This window comes from Pseudomonas sp. Leaf129 (genome assembly GCF_001423465.1).
In the GTDB taxonomy this organism is placed as follows: Bacteria; Pseudomonadota; Gammaproteobacteria; order Pseudomonadales; family Pseudomonadaceae; genus Aquipseudomonas; species Aquipseudomonas coleopterorum.
Window position 1 is genome coordinate 365,117 of sequence record NZ_LMOC01000009.1, and the last position, 17,847, is coordinate 382,963.

Consider the following 17,847-nt stretch of genomic DNA (forward strand, 5'->3'; position numbering starts at 1 on the left):
ACCCGGTCAGTACTTCCAGCTGACCGATGCGGTGATGTTGCGCGGCGCGCCATAGCTGCTGGCGGTCTGGCTGTACAGCGAGCGCAGGTACTTGCGATCGGTGACATTGTTAAAGTTCAGCGACGTGCTCCAATGGTCGTCGATGTCATAGCGGGTCATCAGGTCGACGATGGCATAGGCATTCTGGCGAATGGCGCTGTTGGTGTCGTTCTCCACCCCGCTCTGCCAGCTCAGGCGCGTGCCCACGTGAGCCTTCGGCAGCATCGGCAGGCGGTAGCTGACCAGACCGTGGAAGCTGTGTGTAGGCACATAGTTGCGCGCATCACTGCCGTCCTCGTCTTCGATGGCGACATAGGTGTAGCCTGCCAGCACGTCCAGGCCGGGGTACGCTTCGCCTGAAGCCTCCAGTTCCACCCCATGGCTCTTGTAGTCCTCGGTCTCGTACAGGTATTGCGAACCCACTTGGGTGAAGGCCCCGGCCACATTGCTCTGCTGCGTCTTGAACACAGCCGCCGTCAGGTCCAGACGGTTGTCGAGCAAGCGACCCTTGACGCCGGCCTCCAGGCTTTTGCCTTCGAGCGGGTCAAGCAACTTGCCATCCAGCCCGTAGGTGGCGTATTGCGGATTGAAGATCCGTGTCCAGCTGGTGTACAGCGCCCACTGCTCGCTCAGGTCGTAGACCAGGCCAGTGTACGGCGTCACTCGGCCATGCTCGCGCAGGGAATGATCCGAGCCGTAGCTCTCACCCGAGCCATCGGCGCTCAGCATGCGTGCACCCGCGATCCAGTGCAGATCGTCCGTCAGGTTGAAGCGCGCGCCGGCGAACAGGCTCTTTTGCCTGTCCACGAAGTTCTGGGTATTGGTGTCGCTGGTCACGGTGAAGGACGGACGGGCGGTGGTGCCGTTCAGGATGCTGGCAAAGGAAGTGTAGTAATACCCTCCGTCAACGGAATCATATTCACGCGCAGTCTGGTGCGTCCGTCCGTAGGTGGCCCCAAAGGTGAGTTCATGCTGGCGACCGAACAGGCTGAAAGGGCCTGACAGCTTCGCTTCACCAATGGCCTGGTTGGCCGTGGCGGAGGTGTCTGCCGCAAAGACCGAGGCCCGATCAGCGTTCAACCCAGCCACGTAGAACATGTTGGTGTCCTGGTATTCATGAATACCGGTCACCGTCAGCGTGGCATTCCAGCCATTGTCGAAGGCATGCTGCAGTTCGGCGAAGGTGCGCTGCGTGTGCATGTTCCAGTAGGTCCAGGGCTGGCCCACGTTGGAACTGCGGCTGCTGTAGTGCAACCGGTTGCCTGCGTCGTCCACCAGCGGCAGGTTGCCCCAAGTGCTGGCATTGGAGTCGCTGTTGTGCTGGGAAAAGCCGACCGTGAGCGTATCCCGCTCGCTCAGATCGAACGCCAGCAAACCCGCGGCCACGTTGCGTTCGTGGCTGTAGCGGTCCATCCAGGAGTTGCCCTTGTCGTGGGCGTAGATGAAACGGCCACGCACGTTGCCGGTGTCGGTCAACGGGCCTGAGACGTCGGCGGCGATACGGCGGCCGTCCCAGGAGCCCACGCTGCTATCGATCTGCGCCTGGAAGGTCTCGGTTGGGCGTTTGCGCACGAAATTCACCGTCGCCGATGGATTGCCGGTCCCGCTCATCAATCCGTTGGCCCCGTGCAGCACGTCGATCTGCTCGTACTCAGCCATGTCGACGTCGCCGATCAAGGTGGCCTGGGAAAACGGCATGCTCATCCCATCGTATTCGAACGACGTGATTTCAAAGCCGCGGGATGTGAATTCGGTCCGATCGCTCTCGCTCTGCTCCACCGTCACCGAAGGTGCGGAGCGCAAGGCGTCCTTGATGCCACGGATCTTGAAGTCTTCCATCTGCGCCTGGGTGACGGTGGTGATGCCCTGTGGTGTTTCCTGCTTGCTCAGCCCCAGCTTGGTAGTGCTCGAGGAAGGCTTGGCCGTGTAGCTGACGGTGGGATCTCTGTATTGATCCTCGGAGGCCGATTCCTGCACCTGAATGGACGGCAGCGTGAGGGAATCATCGGCGTGCGCCAGCGGAAAGGTACCGCAGGCGCCGGCCAGCAACAGGGTGGCGGAAATACGAGGCTTCAAGATCGGCGTCCCAAGACGAAGAAAAGGACGGTGATAATGTAGGAAATTTCAAACAAGAACTAGAATCGTTTACCTGTTTTTTACTTTTTTTTCACATTTGTGCCGGTAAGTCAGTCCTGCCAGTAAGCGGACGATGCTGAGCATCAGGCTCGCAGGGCGATCAGTCCACCCTGTCCAACTCCACCACACAGACCTGGGCCATTGCGCCCTCCAGGCTATAGCGCTGCAACTGACCGCCGACGTTGGTGCACCGCAGGGTGGCTCGCGGGGCCAGCTCATGGCGCTGTCCACTGCTCGCGTGGGTGACGTTGACAATGCCCACTGACGCATTGAAGAAAACGACCTGAGTCGCCTTGGAACCCAACACCACGGCCGGATGACAATCCACCCAGCGCAACGAAGCGTTGATCCGATCCGGGCGGTAGATCAGGTTGAAATCCTCGATCGGCGAGCCCAGCAAGCGACACTGCACGGTCGCTCCACCGTCGAAACTCAGCGGCTGCAGGGGACCCAGCGCCTCACTGTCCACCCCATTGATTTGCAACACCATCCCATCGCCATGCAGCACGGTGATGACCCGGCTATAGCCGGGGAACACGGAAAAGGGTCCATCGACATCGATCTGGGCGATCGACAGGCGCCAGTCATAGCCGCTGTCATCGACGCAGCGCTGCTGGGCAATCTCCAAGGTGCTGCCACCCCCGTTTTTCCAGGGCATGGCCGTGTACGCTTCGGGTTGGTATAGGTGCGAATCAGTCATCGGAATCCGGCTACCAAAGAAATGTCAGGCAGGCTTGAACGCCATGAAGCGCTCGATCAGCGCAAGCAGTACCGGCCGCAAGGTGTCGACCTTGGCCTGCTGCAACCCATAGGGCGGCGTTTCCTGCATGTAGGCACGCTGCGCCAGCTCCAGTTGAACCGCGTAAACCCCTTGGGCCGGGCTGCCGTACTGGCGGGTGATGTAGCCGCCCTTGAACCGACCATTGAGCACCGCTGGCAACTGCGGAGCCAACTGCTCGGCCAAGGTGTGCAACTGCTCGCCAACGCCAGGCGCGCAGGCGCTGCCGCTTGCCGTACCGAAGTTGAACACCGGCAACTCGCCTTCGAACAGGTGGGGGATAACCGAGCGGATCGAGTGGGCATCCCATAGCAGGGCATACCCGTGGATGGCTTTGATTCGCTGCAATTGCTGGTGCAAGGCCCGATGGTACGGCTGCCAATAGTGCTCCAGGCGCCTGGCGATTTCAGTATCGTCAGGTTCGTGCCCCGGCTGATACAGGGGCACATCGTCGAAGGTGGCCAGCGGGCAGAGTCCGGTGGTGTTCTGGCCAGGGTAGAGGCTGGCGCCATCGGCCGGCCGATTCAGGTCGATCACGTAGCGCGAAAAACGTGGCCGCAGTGTCGACGCCCCCAGCGCGGTCGCGAAGTCGTACAGCTCATGGATATGCCAATCGGTGTCATCCACCGCCTGGCCGACCGGGCTGTAATGCGCCTTCAGATCGTCCGGCAGTTCAGTGCCGACATGGGGCATGGAGATCAGCAAAGGGCCGATGCCCTCATGCAGCTCAAACGTGTGTTCCTGAGTCATATCGTTTGCTCCAGGAGGTCGGCCAGGGTGGCGCGGTAGCCGTGCAGCGCTTCCACCTGCAGGGCGTGCTGGCCGTCGTCGATGACGTGCCTGCCGCCGACGAAGACATCGCGTACGGGGTGGCTGCCGTGCTCGCAGAACACCATCGAGGACAACAGCTGTGCCGGATTGCCCGGGGCGATAGTGGCGGCGTCCGAATCGATCACGACCAGATCGGCACGCTGGCCGACCACCAGGCCGCCCACCGAGCGGCCCGTGGCCTGCGCCCCACCACTCACCGCCTGAGCGAACAGTCGGTCCGCCACTGCCGGCGCTTCGGCGCTGGCCAGCACGTTGCGGCGGCGATGCAACAGACGTTGGCCGTATTCCAGCAAGCGCAGTTCGGCCCAGGGATTGACCGCCACGTTGCTGTCCGAACCGATACCCCAATTTCCCTTGTCGGCCAGGAAACGCTGCGCATCGAACAGACCATCGCCAAGGTTGGCTTCGGTGGTCGGACACAGACCGACCACGGCACCACTGCGTGCCAACGCGGCGTATTCAGCGTCGTCCATGTGGGTGGCGTGCACCAGGCACCATCGCGGGTTTAGGGGTTGCCGGTCCAACAGCCATTGCACCGGTCGCTGGCCGAGGATGGCTACGCAGTCATCGACCTCACGGGTTTGTTCGGCAATATGAATATGCACGGGCGCCCGCGGGTCTTCACTGTCCAAGCCCTGGATCAGCCTCGACAAGGAGGCTTCGCTCACGGCGCGCAACGAGTGCGGCGCTACGCCGTAGCGCCGGTTGCCGTTCTGCGGCATGGCTTTTTGCAGGTGCTGACGCAGCTCGAGGATCCACTCGGGTGAATTGATGAAGCGACGCTGGTGCGGTAACGGTTCTGCCTGACCCAGGCCGCCGTACTGGTACAGCACTGGCAGCAGGGTCATGCCGATGCCCACCTCCTCGGCTGCACGAACCACGCGCAGGGACAGTTCGGCGGGGTTGGCGTAGGGCTGGCCGTCAGCGCCATGGTGCACGTAGTGAAACTCGCAGACCGAGGTGTACCCGGCCTTGAGCATCTCGATGTACAAATGCCGACCGATGGCCTGCAGGTGCCGCGGTTGCAGGCGCTGGGCGAAGCGATACATCAGGGTGCGCCAGCTCCAGAAGGAGTCTTTCGGGTCGCCCAGGGTTTCGGTCAACCCGGCCATGGCGCGCTGAAAGGTATGGGAATGCAGGTTCGGCATGCCACTGATCACCGGGCCCCGCGCCACCGGCGTGCCGGCCGCAGGCACGGCATCGATGCTCACGGTGGTCAGATCGCCGAGCGCGTTCCAGCTCAGCAGCACATTGCGCTGCCAGCCATCGGGCAGTAGGGCGCTGTGGGCAAACAGGCTGCTCTGGGCGTGACTGGTAGGTGAATCCAAGGGTGTATCCACATGAACCTCTAGGCAGTGAGTCAGGCGCGGGCAATCAGAGAACAGGCGCCGCGTCTCGCGACAGCACGCTTTGCAGGAAGCTGCGCGTACGGGCTTCGCGAGGCGCGGTGAACAGCTGGGCTGGCGGCGCGGCTTCGACGATGGCGCCTTGGTCCATGACCACCACCACATCGGCCACTTCCCGGGCAAAACCCATTTCGTGGGTGACGATGATCATGGTCATGCCTTCGTTCGCCAGGGTCTTCATGACCTGCAACACCTCGCCCACCAGTTCCGGGTCCAGTGCCGAGGTCGGCTCGTCGAACAGCATGACCTTGGGTTCCATGGCCAATGCACGGGCGATCGCCACGCGCTGCTTCTGCCCGCCCGACAGGGTGCCGGGATAGACCTGGGCCTTGTGTTCGAGGCCGACCTTGTTCAACAGGCGCAGGCCCTGCTCTTGCGCAGCCTGGCGCGACTTGCCGCGCAGGGCCATGGGCGCCAGGGTGATGTTGTCCAATACGCTGAGGTGCGGGAACAGGTTGAAGGACTGGAACACCATGCCGACTTCGCTACGCAGGGCGTCGAGTTTGCTTTCGGACATCATCCGGCCCTGCTCCACCACCGTGTGGCCGCAAGCCCGCAGCGTTCCGCCTTCGGCGGTCTCCAGACCGTTCATGCAACGCAGGAAGGTGCTCTTGCCCGAACCGCTCGGGCCGATCACCACCACGACCTGGCTGGGCTGCACGCTGAAGTCGATGTTGTGCAGCACCTGATGGGTACCGAAGGATTTGCTCAGGTTCCGAATGTCGATGATGGCGGTGCTCATCACACTCTCCCGTCGGCGCGCAGCACTTTCTCGGTGCGGCGCAGGATCAAGGTGGTGATGCTGGTCAGCATCAGATAGATGAAGGCGATGGCCAGGTACACTTCGAGCGAGCGATAGGACACGCTGATGATTTTCTCGCCCTCGTGCATCACATCGGCAATGGTCAGCAACGACACCAGCGCCGAGTTCTTGATCAAGGCAATGAATTCGTTGCCCAGGGCGGGAATCATGCGCACGAAGGCCTGGGGCAGGATCACCTTGCGCATCGCCAGCTTGTGCGGCAGCCCCAGGGATCGAGCGGCTTCCATCTGGCCCTTTTCCACGGACTGGATCGACCCGCGGACGATCTCCGAGACATAGGCCGCGCTGTAGATGCCCAGGCCAAAGATCCCACATACATAGGCCGGCAATTGGATGCCGAAATGCGGCAGACCGAAGAACAGAATGAACAACTGAACCAGCAGCGGCGTGCCACGGACCAGCGTCAGGTAGGTGGTGCACAGCCCATAGATGATCTTGCGATTGGGATTGAGCCTGCCCAGCCCGATCAACAGGCCCAGCACACAGCCCAGCACCAATGCCGCAGCCGTGATTTCGATGGTGATCAGGGTGCCGGAGGCGAGCGCGCGCCAGCCGTCCCAGACCGGGGAAAAGTCGAGATCCATGAAGTACTCCGCACAGGCTACGGTTGAAGGCGTGATGTGCAGGTCCGTGCAAGCGTCGCGCGGACCTGCAGTGGCGGCTTATTCTTTGGTGGTGCCGAACCATTTCTGGGTCAGGGCGGCATATTCGCCGTTGCTGCGCAGGGTCTGCAGCGCCTGGTTCATCTGCTGTTGCAGCTCGGTGTCATTCTTGCGAATGGCGAAACCGTACAGTTCGGTGGTCAGGCCTTCGTCCAGCACCCGGACCTTGGGCTGACGCTTGGCGTATTCCACTGCCGCCGGACGCCCAGTGACCGCAGCGTTGACCCGGCCAATGGCCAACAGGTCGAACATGGCCTGGTTCTTCTCCACTTCCACCACAGTCACTGCGGGGTAGTTGGTTTTCAGAAAGTCGATGGACTTGGTGCCCACCTGGGCCGAAACCTTCTTGCCCGCCACCAGATCGGCAGGCTTGTCGATGCTGGCGTCCTCCTTCAGGACCAATACAGCCAGGCCCCCGCGATAGTAGGAGTCAGTGAAGTTGACCACCTTCTGACGCTCTTCGGTCATGTAGATAGCCGATGCTGCGACATCGAAGCGGTTCGAAATCAAGCCAGGAATCAGCCCCTTGAAGCCGATGTCGACCCATTCGACCTTCTTGTTCAGTTGCTTCCCGATGGCTTCGATCAATTCGATATCGAAGCCGGTGCGCTTGCCATCCTGCACGAATTCCATGGGTGGGAAGGTGGCATCGGTGCCGACACGCATCACATCGTCGGCTGCCTGGGCCGAGGTGCAGAGCGAGGCCATCAGCGTCAGCGCGGCAGCCAGGGGGGTGAACAACTTCAACGCTTTCATCACAAATTCCTTTGGCAAGGGTGAGTCCATCAGGACCCGAAACATGGATTGAGCGGCAGTTAGAAGCGATTGCAGATGCGGCTGGCTGCTTTTCTGGTGAGGCTGATCAGCTCAGCCTCCCGTGGGCCAACGCGCAATGACGGCGCCATCAACGTAATGGTGCCTTCCAGGCCACCGTCCGCTGAAACCAATGGGACACTCACGCCCCAGACACCCAGATCGACTTCACTGTCACTGGTGGCATAGCCATTCTTGCGAATTCGGGCGATCTCCTTTTCCAGCGCCGCGACGTCCACGGCGCCCTGTTGCGCTTGCTCCGCGAGCAACTGGCGCTGCACCGGCTCGGGCAGAAACGCCAGCAGGCTCTTGGCCGATGCACCCTGCATCATGGAATGCGCGCGGCCCTTGGTGAACGAGCAACGCAGCGAGCTGCTGCTCTCCTCCATGGCGATGCACACCATCTGGCCATTGCTGTACACCAGCAGGCCAACACTTTCGCCCGTGCGTTCAGCCAGGGCACCGATCTCGTCGCGGCTCTGGCTGATCAGGTGGGACGTCTGATCGAAGCCCCAGGCCAGTTGCACCCCGGTCGCACCGGGTTCGTACAACCCGGTGGTCATGTGCTCTTGCAGCAAGCCCCACTTCTTCAGCGACGCCAGATGCCGATAGACCGTGCTCAGCGGCAGCTCAACCTGCGCGGCAATGCGCTTGGCCGCTATGGGTTGTCCGGCCTTGGCCACACAGGTCAGCACCTGCAGCACACGGTCGACGATGCCTGTGGTTCGTGGGTCATTCATGACTGCACTATAAGAACAAATTCTCGATTCTGAAGGACGATTCTCACTGAGCGGGAAAAAAACTCCATACAGCCGACTGCACTCTTCACCCAGGCAGCCATGGGATGCCCCTCGACCGCTCTAGATCCGAACTCTCATGATTTCCTGCAGGTCACAACTCCATGCCCTGCCCACGGACTTTCAGGAGACAGCCCATGCCCTACTCGACCCCTACGCTGCTGACACCTTTGCGCCGCGCGTGCTTGGCCGGGCTGTTGCTCGGCGCCCTGCCGATGGCCCATGCGGCCGACGTCCTGCTGGTGGGCAACAAGGCCGGCGCCAGTGTGTCGGCACTGGACATGGTCAACGGCAAGGAACTGTTGAAGCTGCCAGTCGGCACCGGCCCCCATGAGGTCATCGTCGCCGGCGACGGTCGGCTGGCGGTGGTGGGCAACTACGGCGCCCAGGGCAAGGCCAACAACAGCCTGAGCGTGATCGACTGGCCGACCCGCAAGGTGGTGCGCACCATCGACCTGGGCCAGGATTCGCGCCCCCACGGCATACGCTTCTTTCCCGACAACCAACGCGTCGTGGTGACCACCGAAGACAGCGAACGCCTGCTGGTGGTCGACCTGGCCCAGGGCAAGGTGCTCGAGCGCATCGACGTTGGCGGTGGTCAGCCCCATATGGTGGTGCTGTCGGCAGACGCCAGCCGCGCCTACGTGACCCACGTCAAAGGCGGCAGTCTGTCGGTGGTCGACCTTGTACAGCACCGCAAGCTCGCCTCGGTGCCCACCGGCAACAGCACCGAGGGCATTGCCATCGAGCCGTCGGGCAAGCATGTGTGGGTGAGCAACCGTGAAGACGACGAGGTGGCGCTGGTCGATACCCAGACGCTGAAGGTGGTGGATCGGATCAAGACCGGCCGCTTCCCGATCCGCATCGTCATGACACCCGATGGCAACCATGCGTTGGTCAGCTGCGCCAAATCTGCCGAGCTGTCGGTGATCGACGTGGCGAACAAGCGCGAGATCAAGCGCATCGATCTGGCCCGAAAAGGCGCGGTGTATCGCAAAACCTTGCTGGGCGCCGCAGCCCTGCCCATCGGCGCGGTGGTGGCGCCGGACGGCAAGCGTGCATTCGTGGCCATCAGCGGCGGCGACGAGATTGCCGTGATCGACACTGCCACCTGGTCCGTGCAGGCCCGCTGGCCGGCAGGCCCGGAGCCGGATGCGCTGGCTATTGTCCCGCAGGGTTGAGTGTCCACAGCTTCGAGCATTCAACAGCGTCGAATTCCATGGGATAGTGCCTGTCTTCCTCACCACCTGAAGACCCTGCCCCATGGCCACCAAGCACCCACTTGAACCGCTGGCTCGACGCTTCCTCGGCAAACACCCCCATCAGCTCGAACCCGAAGAAATCCATGTGCTGGAGCAGATGAGAAAACGACTGCCCGTCAGCCGCGATGCCGGTGACGCCTCCGATGAGGTAGCTACCTTCGGTGAACGGCTGTCCGATCGCGTAGCGGCAATCGGTGGTTCATGGGCCTTCATCATCGCTTTCACCATCATCCTGCTGGGCTGGATGCTGCTCAACACCGATGTGCTCGATCACTTCGGCCTGGCTTTCGACCCCTACCCGTACATCTTCCTCAACCTGATGCTGTCCACCGTCGCAGCCATTCAGGCGCCGGTGATCATGATGAGCCAGAACCGCCAGTCAGCCAAAGACCGCCTGGCCGCGAGCCTGGACTTCGAGGTGAACCTGCGCGCGGAGTTGGAGATCATGCGACTGCATGAAAAGATCGACAAGGAGATCGTCGAGCGGCTGAATCGGATATTGGCCAAGGTGGAGCCTGAGGGGACGGTGTGAGCGTGCGCTTGGGCCTGGCGGGCAGGGGTTCAGGGGGGATTGGCGGTCATATAGCTGTGATGAAACAATAAAGATTGTCACAGTGCCCCCCGTATTCCGGGGTCCGTAGGTCATTACAAAGCTAGTTCCATGAAAATAAAGTTTGTCACAAAACTCAGAATCTCCAAAAAAACGGCTAACTTGCAAACAATAAAGATTGTCAAGAGGCCTTTAGGGTTACGAAATTCGTAAAGAGATGCACTGGAACCGTTGGCAACGCACATCACACAGCTCGCCGATTCAGTACGGCATGTCGAGGTAGGCGGGCTGTGAGTATGTCCCCCACCCAACGAAAGGTACGATTCCCTCTAGTTTTTCTCAGCAGATCGAGTTGCATCTTGAGTCCAGATGGCATTACCTGCTGCGGCGCACAATCTGGATTTTAGCGGAGATGGCCAGGTTGAACCTTCCTCCGGCAGCTACCGACTACTATCTGCTTGCCACCACACCCTGGCCAGCCTGGCAAGCGGTCGTGATTTTTTTCGAATGGGATGTGGAAAAACTCAAAAGCGCGGATGTTGATCTGGAAGAACTACTCAAATCCATAGGCGTAACACAACAGTGGCTCGGCCCCCCAGGATACGACATACCCATGGGCGGTCACGTCTATCTGGTAAAATCACAGGCCCAACTTGAAGAGCTTCCGTGACTAGATCAGTTCAGGGAGCGGCCTGATTCAGCGTATCAGTTCAGTCCTGCACGGAGTGAACTGTCATAAATTGCAGTTTCGAAATAACTAAAATTCGACTATAACGCTTGCTTTCACCAAATTGGGCACACAATGATGAAATGGAAGGAAAAATGGATGTGGGGCGCTATAGTTTTCTACATTGTTTCAGTGGCTGGAGTTTATATATTTAATTTGCACGATTATCCATTCTCTAAGTCTCCAGGTGACTGGGGCACCATTGGCGATTACTTTGGCGGCTTAATCAACCCGCCAACTTCGCTTATCGCATTGTATTTTTTAATAAAAGCATATTTTAGCCAAAAAGAAGAACTATCAGCAACGAAGATCGCTCTGGAAGACAGTGCCAAACATCAAGAGGCGCTAGCAAAAGCTCAGATCCTGAGCATACGTGCTGCAGCAAAGTTTGAAGAAATAAAATTCTGGTCGAGCGAGGTAGAGAGATGCACGATAGCAACAAATAATAACCGGAAAACCTGGAATCTGAACGGTAAACAGCTATTCTCAGACGAAGAAATACATGGCTACAGACTGAGTTGCTTCGCCATGATGGATAAGCTACTTAAAGAATCCAAACTGCTGCAGATCGAAGTGGACGATCTCTGAAAGAGACCATAGACTCTCGATGGCTGCAACTTTCTAAGAAATGACAGCGTTTTTGCAAGGCCGGATACGAATCTAATTCGCTTCAGCCCGAGCCACGCGCCGTTGACTGCCCTGCTTGGAATCAAGCCTCCCAGTCAACGGACTCACAGCGAGGGTATTTGTATCCACGGTTGACGATCCATGTGACAATCTCGTCTTTAAACATAAGAAGAGCGATACCACCAGTAATGATCGCAGTCACCATCGTGAGAGCAAATCCGGTACCGGCGAAGAGATAGTATCTCCATGCTTGGAACCCACCCATCGGCAGTGCCCCGCCGAGAATCTTAATGAACAGCTCTAGATTAGTTTCTTCCGTATGCCCACAGCCTGGGGTGTTGTATCTAATCTTCATATTGGTTTTCTGATTCGATTGAAGGAGCATAATTTCAATATTGAGGGTGAGAGCTACTAGTAGCTCAACCAGTCGCTTGGACCGCCAGTGTTCTATCTCTGGCAGATTTTGGTCCAGCTCTCTAGCTTTTCAGTTTAAGCCAAAATTTGCCAATTTCTTCTGGTGTAGAAGTTTTGTAGTCTAGCTTAATCTTTTTTTGAGAGGATTCGTTATAACTCTTAAACACTGCCTCACCTTCAGAACTATCCATCAGCACCCCTTCACCCATAGGGTCAAACTGGAAATAGTCTGTATGGAGTGTTTTGAAGCGGTCTTTATATGAGACAAGCAAATATTTCTGAATGCCGCCTATAATGTGTTTTTCCTCACTACTATATTTCTTGGAAAAGATATTTAATCTATCTTCCAAGAGCCCTGTATTCCCTATGTCTTGGTACAGCACAAAATCCTTTTCGCTACCATCCACCCATGTCACGTTAGGAAAATACCCTTCAAGGGGTATAATAGATTTATTAAGATGAGTATTTTTTGTATAGGGTCCATTAATCGGAGCAACCTGCAGCTCTCGTAGTTCCAAAAACGCTATAGGAACAGCGCGCAGTTCGTACATCGAATCCCCAGAGTTAGTAACTTCCAGCTTCTCTTCTCGAACTCCATCTTCCGAAGATAAAAAATTAAAACGAGCCTTAACATTTGGTAAATAAGGAAGCGTAGCAATCCTTTGGGCATCGTTCGCCAAGGATAGCTGAGCTTTGGCTATGGAGTTAGCGTTAATCGAAACAATGATAGCCATGATTGCTAGCAGTACAGAGACGCAAGTTTCAAAATAAACTTTATTACTTGTAAGGAAGACTTTCAAATTAACTCTCTATTTATCAATACTAGACCGTTATGCATAATTATGAGGGCCTCATTTAACTCAGTTGCTATCGCCAGATACCAACCAGCCTATCAGAGGCTGATATCCATTTCTACGAATGACTTCTTCTTAGCGTTTGGCTAAAGCTCTCTCCAAAATGAGCTTCAGATCTGGAGCGACCGTAAACCCCTCTGGGATGGTGAAGGTGTTCAAAAGCTTATCGCTGTAACCGTTTTGGGTGGCTACAACTTTTATTTGAGCCAATAGCTTCTTACCTTTGACGGTTCTTGGACTAGGCCCCGCCCCAGAGCCCATAAATCCTCGGTCGCAGGTGAACCACCATCAGGCCAAGTTAGCCTATTGATGAGGTCTAAGAGAACGAGAGCGTTTTAACTGATAGGGCTATGGAGAGCACCGCTCTTAGCGTAAAGGAATACACCTCCTCCGCCGGGGTTAATGAGTCAAATGCTCGCATATCCAGAAGCCAGCCTTAGCCGTGCATAAAACCGCAAACTTCTAACTTTGCAGCCGCCAACACAGCTTCTGGGTCTTCTGCCAGAACATCCTTCGGCTGTCGGCCTCCTAGGCAGCCGTTCTTCCGCTGAGTCATCAGTCTGGAGGCAGCAAGTTTTCTTGGTGCAATGGGCGCAGATGTCATTTCACGAGTCGCTCATTGTGAGGCGACCCACTCGATCAGAACGGCACTGGGCATGTGGCGTGGGGAACTCATGAGCCGGTTTACCCAGGACAGAAGTGACAGTGGCGAGGTAGATAATGAGCCGTTATTCCTGAACCCGCCACTACCCCGGCAAAAGCGCCGGGATAGAGCCTTGTGAAACACTTTAACGACTTGCGACAACTTTATTATTGTGTGACAACCTTTATGATTTGGAAACATCAGCTCGCAACCCTACCCCCCTCACTCCACCGTCACCGACTTCGCCAAATTACGCGGCTGATCCACATCCGTTCCCTTCAGCACCGCCACGTAGTACGAAAGCAGCTGCAACGGAATGGTGTAGAGGATCGGCGCCAACGCATCGATGATATGCGGCATGGCCACCACATGAGTGCCGGGGCCGTTGCTCAGCTGCGCCTGCTCATCGGCGAATACCACCAGCTCGCCGCCGCGCGCGCGCACTTCCTGCAGGTTGGATTTGAGTTTTTCCAGTAGCTCGTTGTTCGGTGCCACGGTGACCACCGGCATGTCCTTGTCCACCAGCGCCAGCGGCCCGTGCTTCAATTCGCCGGCAGGATAGGCTTCGGCGTGGATGTAGGAGATCTCCTTGAGCTTCAGCGCACCTTCCATTGCCACCGGGAACTGCGCGCCGCGGCCCAGGAACAGCGTGTGGTGCTTCTCGGCGAACAGCTCGGCGATGCGCTCGATGGTGGTGTCCATGGCCAGGGCTTCGCCCAGGCGGGTGGGCAGGCGGCGGAGCTCGGCCACCAGCTGCGCCTCGACACCCTCCTCCAATGATCCGTGTACCTGGCCAAGGGAAAGCGTCAGCAACATCAGCGCGACCAGCTGCGTGGTGAACGCCTTGGTCGAAGCCACACCGATCTCCGGGCCTGCCTGAGTCAGCAGGGTCAGGTCGGACTCGCGCACCAGGGAGCTGATGCCGACGTTGCAGATGGCCAGACTGCCGAGAAACCCGAGTTGCTTGCCGTTGCGCAATGCGGCCAGGGTGTCAGCCGTTTCGCCGGACTGGGAGATGGAGACGAACAAGGTGTCGGGCTGCACCACGACCTTGCGATAGCGGAACTCGCTGGCCACTTCGACCTGGCAAGGGATGCCGGCCAGGCCTTCGAGCCAGTAGCGCGCAACCATACCCGCGTGATAGCTGGTGCCGCATGCGACGATCTGCACGTTGCGCACCTTGGCGAACAGTTCGGCCGCCTGTGGGCCGAAGGCCTGCACCAGCACCTGGTTCTGCCCAAGACGGCCTTCCAGGGTGCGCTGTACCACGGTAGGTTGCTCGTGGATCTCCTTCATCATGAAGTGGCGATATTCGCCCTTGTCGGCGGCCTCTGCGCCTTCGTGGTACTGCACGCTTTCGCGTTCCACAAGTGCGCCCGCGGCGTCCCAGATCTGCACGCTTTCACGACGGATCTCGGCAATGTCACCTTCCTCCAGGTACATGAAGCGGTCGGTCACCTGGCGCAGGGCCAACTGGTCGGAGGCCAGGAAGTTCTCGCCCATGCCCAGGCCGATCACCAGCGGACTGCCGCTGCGGGCGGCGACCAGACGATCGGGCTGGTGCACGCTGATGGCAGCCAGGCCGTAGGCGCCGTGCAGTTGCTTGACCGTCGCCTTGAGCGCATCGGCCAGGTCCGGCAGGGCCTTGAGGGTGTGGTGCAGCAAGTGGGCGATGACTTCGGTATCGGTCTGCGAGGTGAACACGTAGCCCAGCTCCTTGAGCTGGGTGCGCAACACTTCGTGGTTTTCGATGATGCCGTTGTGCACCACGGCCACTTCGTCTGTGGAAAAGTGCGGGTGAGCGTTCTGTTCGGTGGGCGCACCGTGGGTAGCCCAGCGGGTGTGGGCGATCCCCAGCTTACCGAGCAGAGGCTCCTCCGCCAGCGCCGTTTGCAGTTCGGCGACCTTGCCCACACGACGTCGGCGCTGCACGCTGCCAGCCTCGTCCATCACCGCGACACCGGCGCTGTCGTAGCCGCGATATTCCAAGCGCTTGAGGCCCTCGACCAGAATGGCAGTGATGTTGCGCTCCGCAATGGCGCCGACGATTCCACACATGTTCGCTTCTCCTAGCTGGTAGCGGCGAGCACGAGATCGATCCCGCGCGCCTGAATCTGATCGCGCGCTTCGAGCGGCAGACGATCATCGGTGATGAGGGTACTGATGCGGCCCCAGGGCAGCTCCAGATTGGGAATCTTGCGTCCGACCTTGTCGGACTCGACCATGACGATCACTTCGCGAGCGACTTCGGCCATTACCCTGCTCAGGCCCAGCAACTCGTTGAAGGTCGTCGTGCCGCGCTCCAGATCGATGCCGTCGGCACCGATGAAGAGCTGATCGAAGTCATAAGAGCGCAGGACCTGTTCGGCCACTTGGCCCTGGAACGATTCGGAGTGCGGATCCCAGGTGCCACCGGTCATCAGCAGTACGGGCTCGTGCTCCAGCGCACCCAGAGCGTTGGCCACGTGCAGCGAGTTGGTCATGACGACCAGACCCGGCTGCTTGCCCAACTCCGGAATCATCGCCGCCGTGGTGCTGCCACTGTCGATGATGATCCGCGCGTGTTCCTTGATACGTAGAACGGCTGCACGGGCGATGGATTGCTTGATGGCCGAGACGCGCGGGCCCGGTTCGCCAATCAGCTCTTGAGGCATGGTCACCGCACCGCCGTAGCGACGCAGGAGCAGTCCATGACTTTCAAGGGCGGCAAGGTCCTTGCGAATGGTCACTTCGGACGTGGCGAAGTGCTTGGCCAAGTTATCCACACTCACTTCGCCCTGCTCGTTGAGCAAGGCGAGGATGCTGTGACGGCGTTGAGGCGTATTGCGCTTCGACATGACGACCTAAGTTTCGTTTCGAAAGATAACGAAGGCAATAGAAACCTAAAATGAAAGATCCGTCAATGGTGAAGCAAGGCTTTTCTGTAATCTCTTCGTGGGGCGGAGGGCTCACCGCCCGCCTCGCTCTCACGAATTGGGACACAGGACACTGTGGGAGCAGGATCTGCCCGCGAAGAGGCCAGTGATAAAATCATCGTGCTGTGGATAACTAGGGCTTTTTGATCTTCACCGGCCGTTTCCACCCTTCAACATTGCGCTGCCGGGTCCGCGCCACTGCCAACTGCCCTTCCGGCACCTCTTGGGTAATGGTCGAACCCGCAGCAGTGGTCGACCCCGCCAAGATATCCACAGGCGCTACCAGCGAATTGTTCGAACCAATGAACACGTCCTCACCAATAGTGGTTTTCCATTTGTTCGCCCCGTCGTAGTTGCAGGTGATGGTCCCCGCGCCGATGTTGCTGCCGGCACCGATGTCCGCATCACCCAGGTAGGTCAAGTGACCGGCCTTGGCGCCCTCGCCCATGCGCGCGTTCTTCAGCTCGACAAAGTTACCCACATGGGCGCGAGCTTCCAGCACCGTACCCGGTCGCAGCCGCGCGAATGGGCCGGCATCACTGCCTTCGTGCAACACCGCCCCGTCCAGATGACTGTTGGCCTTGACCACCACGCCGCGGCCCAGGGTGCTGTCCTTGATGTAGCAGTTGGGACCGATGACCACGTCGTCCTCGATCACCACGCGGCCTTCGAGCACCACGTTGACGTCGATCAGGACATCGCGGCCCACGGTGACGTCTCCGCGCACATCGAAGCGTGCCGGGTCGCGCAAGGTCACGCCTTGGGCCATCAGGCGACGACCTTCACGCAGTTGGTAATGGCGCTCCAGTTCCGAGAGCTGACGCCGGTCGTTGGCGCCCTGCACTTCCATCGGATCCTGGGCGGTTTCCGTGGCAACCACCAAGCCGTCGCTGACCGCCATGGCGATCACGTCGGTCAGGTAATACTCGCCTTGGGCGTTGTCGTTGGACAGGCGCGCCAGCCAGTCGGCCAGGCGCTTTCCAGGGACCGCAAGAATACCGGTGTTGCCTTCCTTGATGGCTTTCTGTTCGTCGCCGGCGTCCTTGTGCTCGACGATGGCCTGCACCTGGCCATCGGCATCACGTACGATGCGCCCGTAGCCCGTGGGATCGGCCAGGTTGACGGTGAGCAGACCCAACTGATCGGCACTGACCTTCTGCAGCAGCCGCTGCAAAGTGGCCACCTCGATCAGCGGTACGTCACCGTAGAGAATCAACACATTATCGGCGCTCAGGCCCGGAACCGCCTGTGCGACCGCATGGCCCGTACCCAGCTGCTTGTCCTGCAACACGAAATTCAGATCATCGGCAGCGAGGCGTTCGCGTACCGCGTCGGCGCCATGGCCGATCACTACATGAATGCCCTGCGGTTGGAGTTGGCGCGCGCTGTGGATAACATGGCCGAGCATGGAATTGCCGGCGACAGGGTGCAATACCTTGGGCAGGGCCGAGCGCATGCGCGTGCCCTGGCCAGCGGCGAGAATGACGATATCGAGAGACATGGACGGCTACCAATCCGGAGAATGGCCAGCAGGCTGACCGGGGAGGAAATGCTGAAAAAGAAAAAGGGT

General features: G+C 58.9%; 17 protein-coding genes. 4 read left to right on the top strand and 13 right to left on the bottom strand.

Features of this window, described 5'->3' with window-relative positions; translation table 11 throughout:
* Nucleotides 1-6 precede the first annotated feature (6 nt).
* The 8 genes from ASF66_RS18050 to ASF66_RS18085 form a co-directional block, all read right to left on the bottom strand.
* Nucleotides 7-2,115 carry a TonB-dependent siderophore receptor gene (locus ASF66_RS18050; RefSeq protein ID WP_236707122.1) on the bottom strand — a complete coding sequence of 703 codons (2,109 nt, stop codon included), beginning with the start codon at nucleotides 2,113-2,115 and terminating at the stop codon, nucleotides 7-9.
* 160 nt (nucleotides 2,116-2,275) lie between these two features.
* Nucleotides 2,276-2,875, bottom strand: coding sequence for a HutD/Ves family protein (locus ASF66_RS18055; protein ID WP_056844829.1), 600 nt, complete (start codon nucleotides 2,873-2,875; stop codon nucleotides 2,276-2,278).
* A gap of 24 nt (nucleotides 2,876-2,899) precedes the next feature.
* Entirely contained in the window at nucleotides 2,900-3,703 is an 804-nt protein-coding gene (gene hutG / locus ASF66_RS18060; protein WP_056844830.1) for an N-formylglutamate deformylase, read from the bottom strand.
* The gene (locus ASF66_RS18065) at nucleotides 3,700-5,112 is read right to left on the bottom strand and encodes a formimidoylglutamate deiminase (RefSeq protein WP_056844831.1); all 1,413 of its coding nucleotides are present in this window, start codon (nucleotides 5,110-5,112) and stop codon (nucleotides 3,700-3,702) included. Before ASF66_RS18065 ends, hutG begins: the two co-directional genes overlap by 4 nt.
* Before the next feature lie 46 nt (nucleotides 5,113-5,158).
* Nucleotides 5,159-5,920, bottom strand: coding sequence for an amino acid ABC transporter ATP-binding protein (locus tag ASF66_RS18070; RefSeq protein ID WP_201777941.1), 762 nt, complete (start codon nucleotides 5,918-5,920; stop codon nucleotides 5,159-5,161).
* Between the two features lie 11 nt (nucleotides 5,921-5,931).
* Nucleotides 5,932-6,597 (bottom strand): amino acid ABC transporter permease, encoded by a 666-nt coding sequence (locus tag ASF66_RS18075; RefSeq protein WP_049860425.1) that lies wholly within the window; start codon nucleotides 6,595-6,597, stop codon nucleotides 5,932-5,934.
* Between the two features lie 78 nt (nucleotides 6,598-6,675).
* Nucleotides 6,676-7,431 carry a transporter substrate-binding domain-containing protein gene (locus ASF66_RS18080; protein ID WP_043192067.1) on the bottom strand — a complete coding sequence of 252 codons (756 nt, stop codon included), beginning with the start codon at nucleotides 7,429-7,431 and terminating at the stop codon, nucleotides 6,676-6,678.
* A gap of 59 nt (nucleotides 7,432-7,490) precedes the next feature.
* Nucleotides 7,491-8,228, bottom strand: a complete 738-nt coding sequence (locus ASF66_RS18085; RefSeq protein WP_056844832.1) for an IclR family transcriptional regulator — start codon at nucleotides 8,226-8,228, stop codon at nucleotides 7,491-7,493.
* A 194-nt stretch (nucleotides 8,229-8,422) separates the two neighbouring features.
* Between ASF66_RS18085 and ASF66_RS18090 the strand changes: the two genes are divergently transcribed.
* The 4 genes from ASF66_RS18090 (at nucleotide 8,423) to ASF66_RS18105 (ending at nucleotide 11,412) form a co-directional block, all read left to right on the top strand.
* Nucleotides 8,423-9,466 (top strand): YVTN family beta-propeller repeat protein, encoded by a 1,044-nt coding sequence (locus ASF66_RS18090; RefSeq protein WP_056844833.1) that lies wholly within the window; start codon nucleotides 8,423-8,425, stop codon nucleotides 9,464-9,466.
* Between the two features lie 82 nt (nucleotides 9,467-9,548).
* On the top strand, nucleotides 9,549-10,079 hold the full coding sequence (locus ASF66_RS18095; RefSeq protein ID WP_056844834.1) for a DUF1003 domain-containing protein: 531 nt from the start codon (nucleotides 9,549-9,551) through the stop codon (nucleotides 10,077-10,079).
* 430 nt (nucleotides 10,080-10,509) lie between these two features.
* Nucleotides 10,510-10,767 carry a hypothetical protein gene (locus ASF66_RS18100; RefSeq protein ID WP_056844835.1) on the top strand — a complete coding sequence of 86 codons (258 nt, stop codon included), beginning with the start codon at nucleotides 10,510-10,512 and terminating at the stop codon, nucleotides 10,765-10,767.
* 135 nt (nucleotides 10,768-10,902) lie between these two features.
* On the top strand, nucleotides 10,903-11,412 hold the full coding sequence (locus ASF66_RS18105; protein WP_156463220.1) for a hypothetical protein: 510 nt from the start codon (nucleotides 10,903-10,905) through the stop codon (nucleotides 11,410-11,412).
* 121 nt (nucleotides 11,413-11,533) lie between these two features.
* Here ASF66_RS18105 and ASF66_RS18110 read toward each other — a convergent pair whose 3' ends face one another.
* From ASF66_RS18110 to glmU, 5 genes are all read right to left on the bottom strand, one after another.
* On the bottom strand, nucleotides 11,534-11,806 hold the full coding sequence (locus ASF66_RS18110; RefSeq protein ID WP_056844914.1) for a hypothetical protein: 273 nt from the start codon (nucleotides 11,804-11,806) through the stop codon (nucleotides 11,534-11,536).
* Between the two features lie 121 nt (nucleotides 11,807-11,927).
* Nucleotides 11,928-12,665: a hypothetical protein gene (locus ASF66_RS18115; RefSeq protein WP_156463221.1), complete on the bottom strand. Its 738-nt coding sequence runs from the start codon at nucleotides 12,663-12,665 to the stop codon at nucleotides 11,928-11,930.
* A gap of 919 nt (nucleotides 12,666-13,584) precedes the next feature.
* Nucleotides 13,585-15,420, bottom strand: a complete 1,836-nt coding sequence (glmS, locus tag ASF66_RS18120; protein WP_056844838.1) for a glutamine--fructose-6-phosphate transaminase (isomerizing) — start codon at nucleotides 15,418-15,420, stop codon at nucleotides 13,585-13,587.
* 11 nt (nucleotides 15,421-15,431) lie between these two features.
* The gene (locus ASF66_RS18125; RefSeq protein ID WP_043192059.1) at nucleotides 15,432-16,199 is read right to left on the bottom strand and encodes a DeoR family transcriptional regulator; all 768 of its coding nucleotides are present in this window, start codon (nucleotides 16,197-16,199) and stop codon (nucleotides 15,432-15,434) included.
* Nucleotides 16,200-16,410: 211 nt separating this feature from the next.
* A complete protein-coding gene (glmU, locus tag ASF66_RS18130; protein ID WP_056844839.1) occupies nucleotides 16,411-17,778 on the bottom strand; it encodes a bifunctional UDP-N-acetylglucosamine diphosphorylase/glucosamine-1-phosphate N-acetyltransferase GlmU in 1,368 nt (455 codons plus the stop codon).
* Nucleotides 17,779-17,847 lie beyond the last annotated feature (69 nt).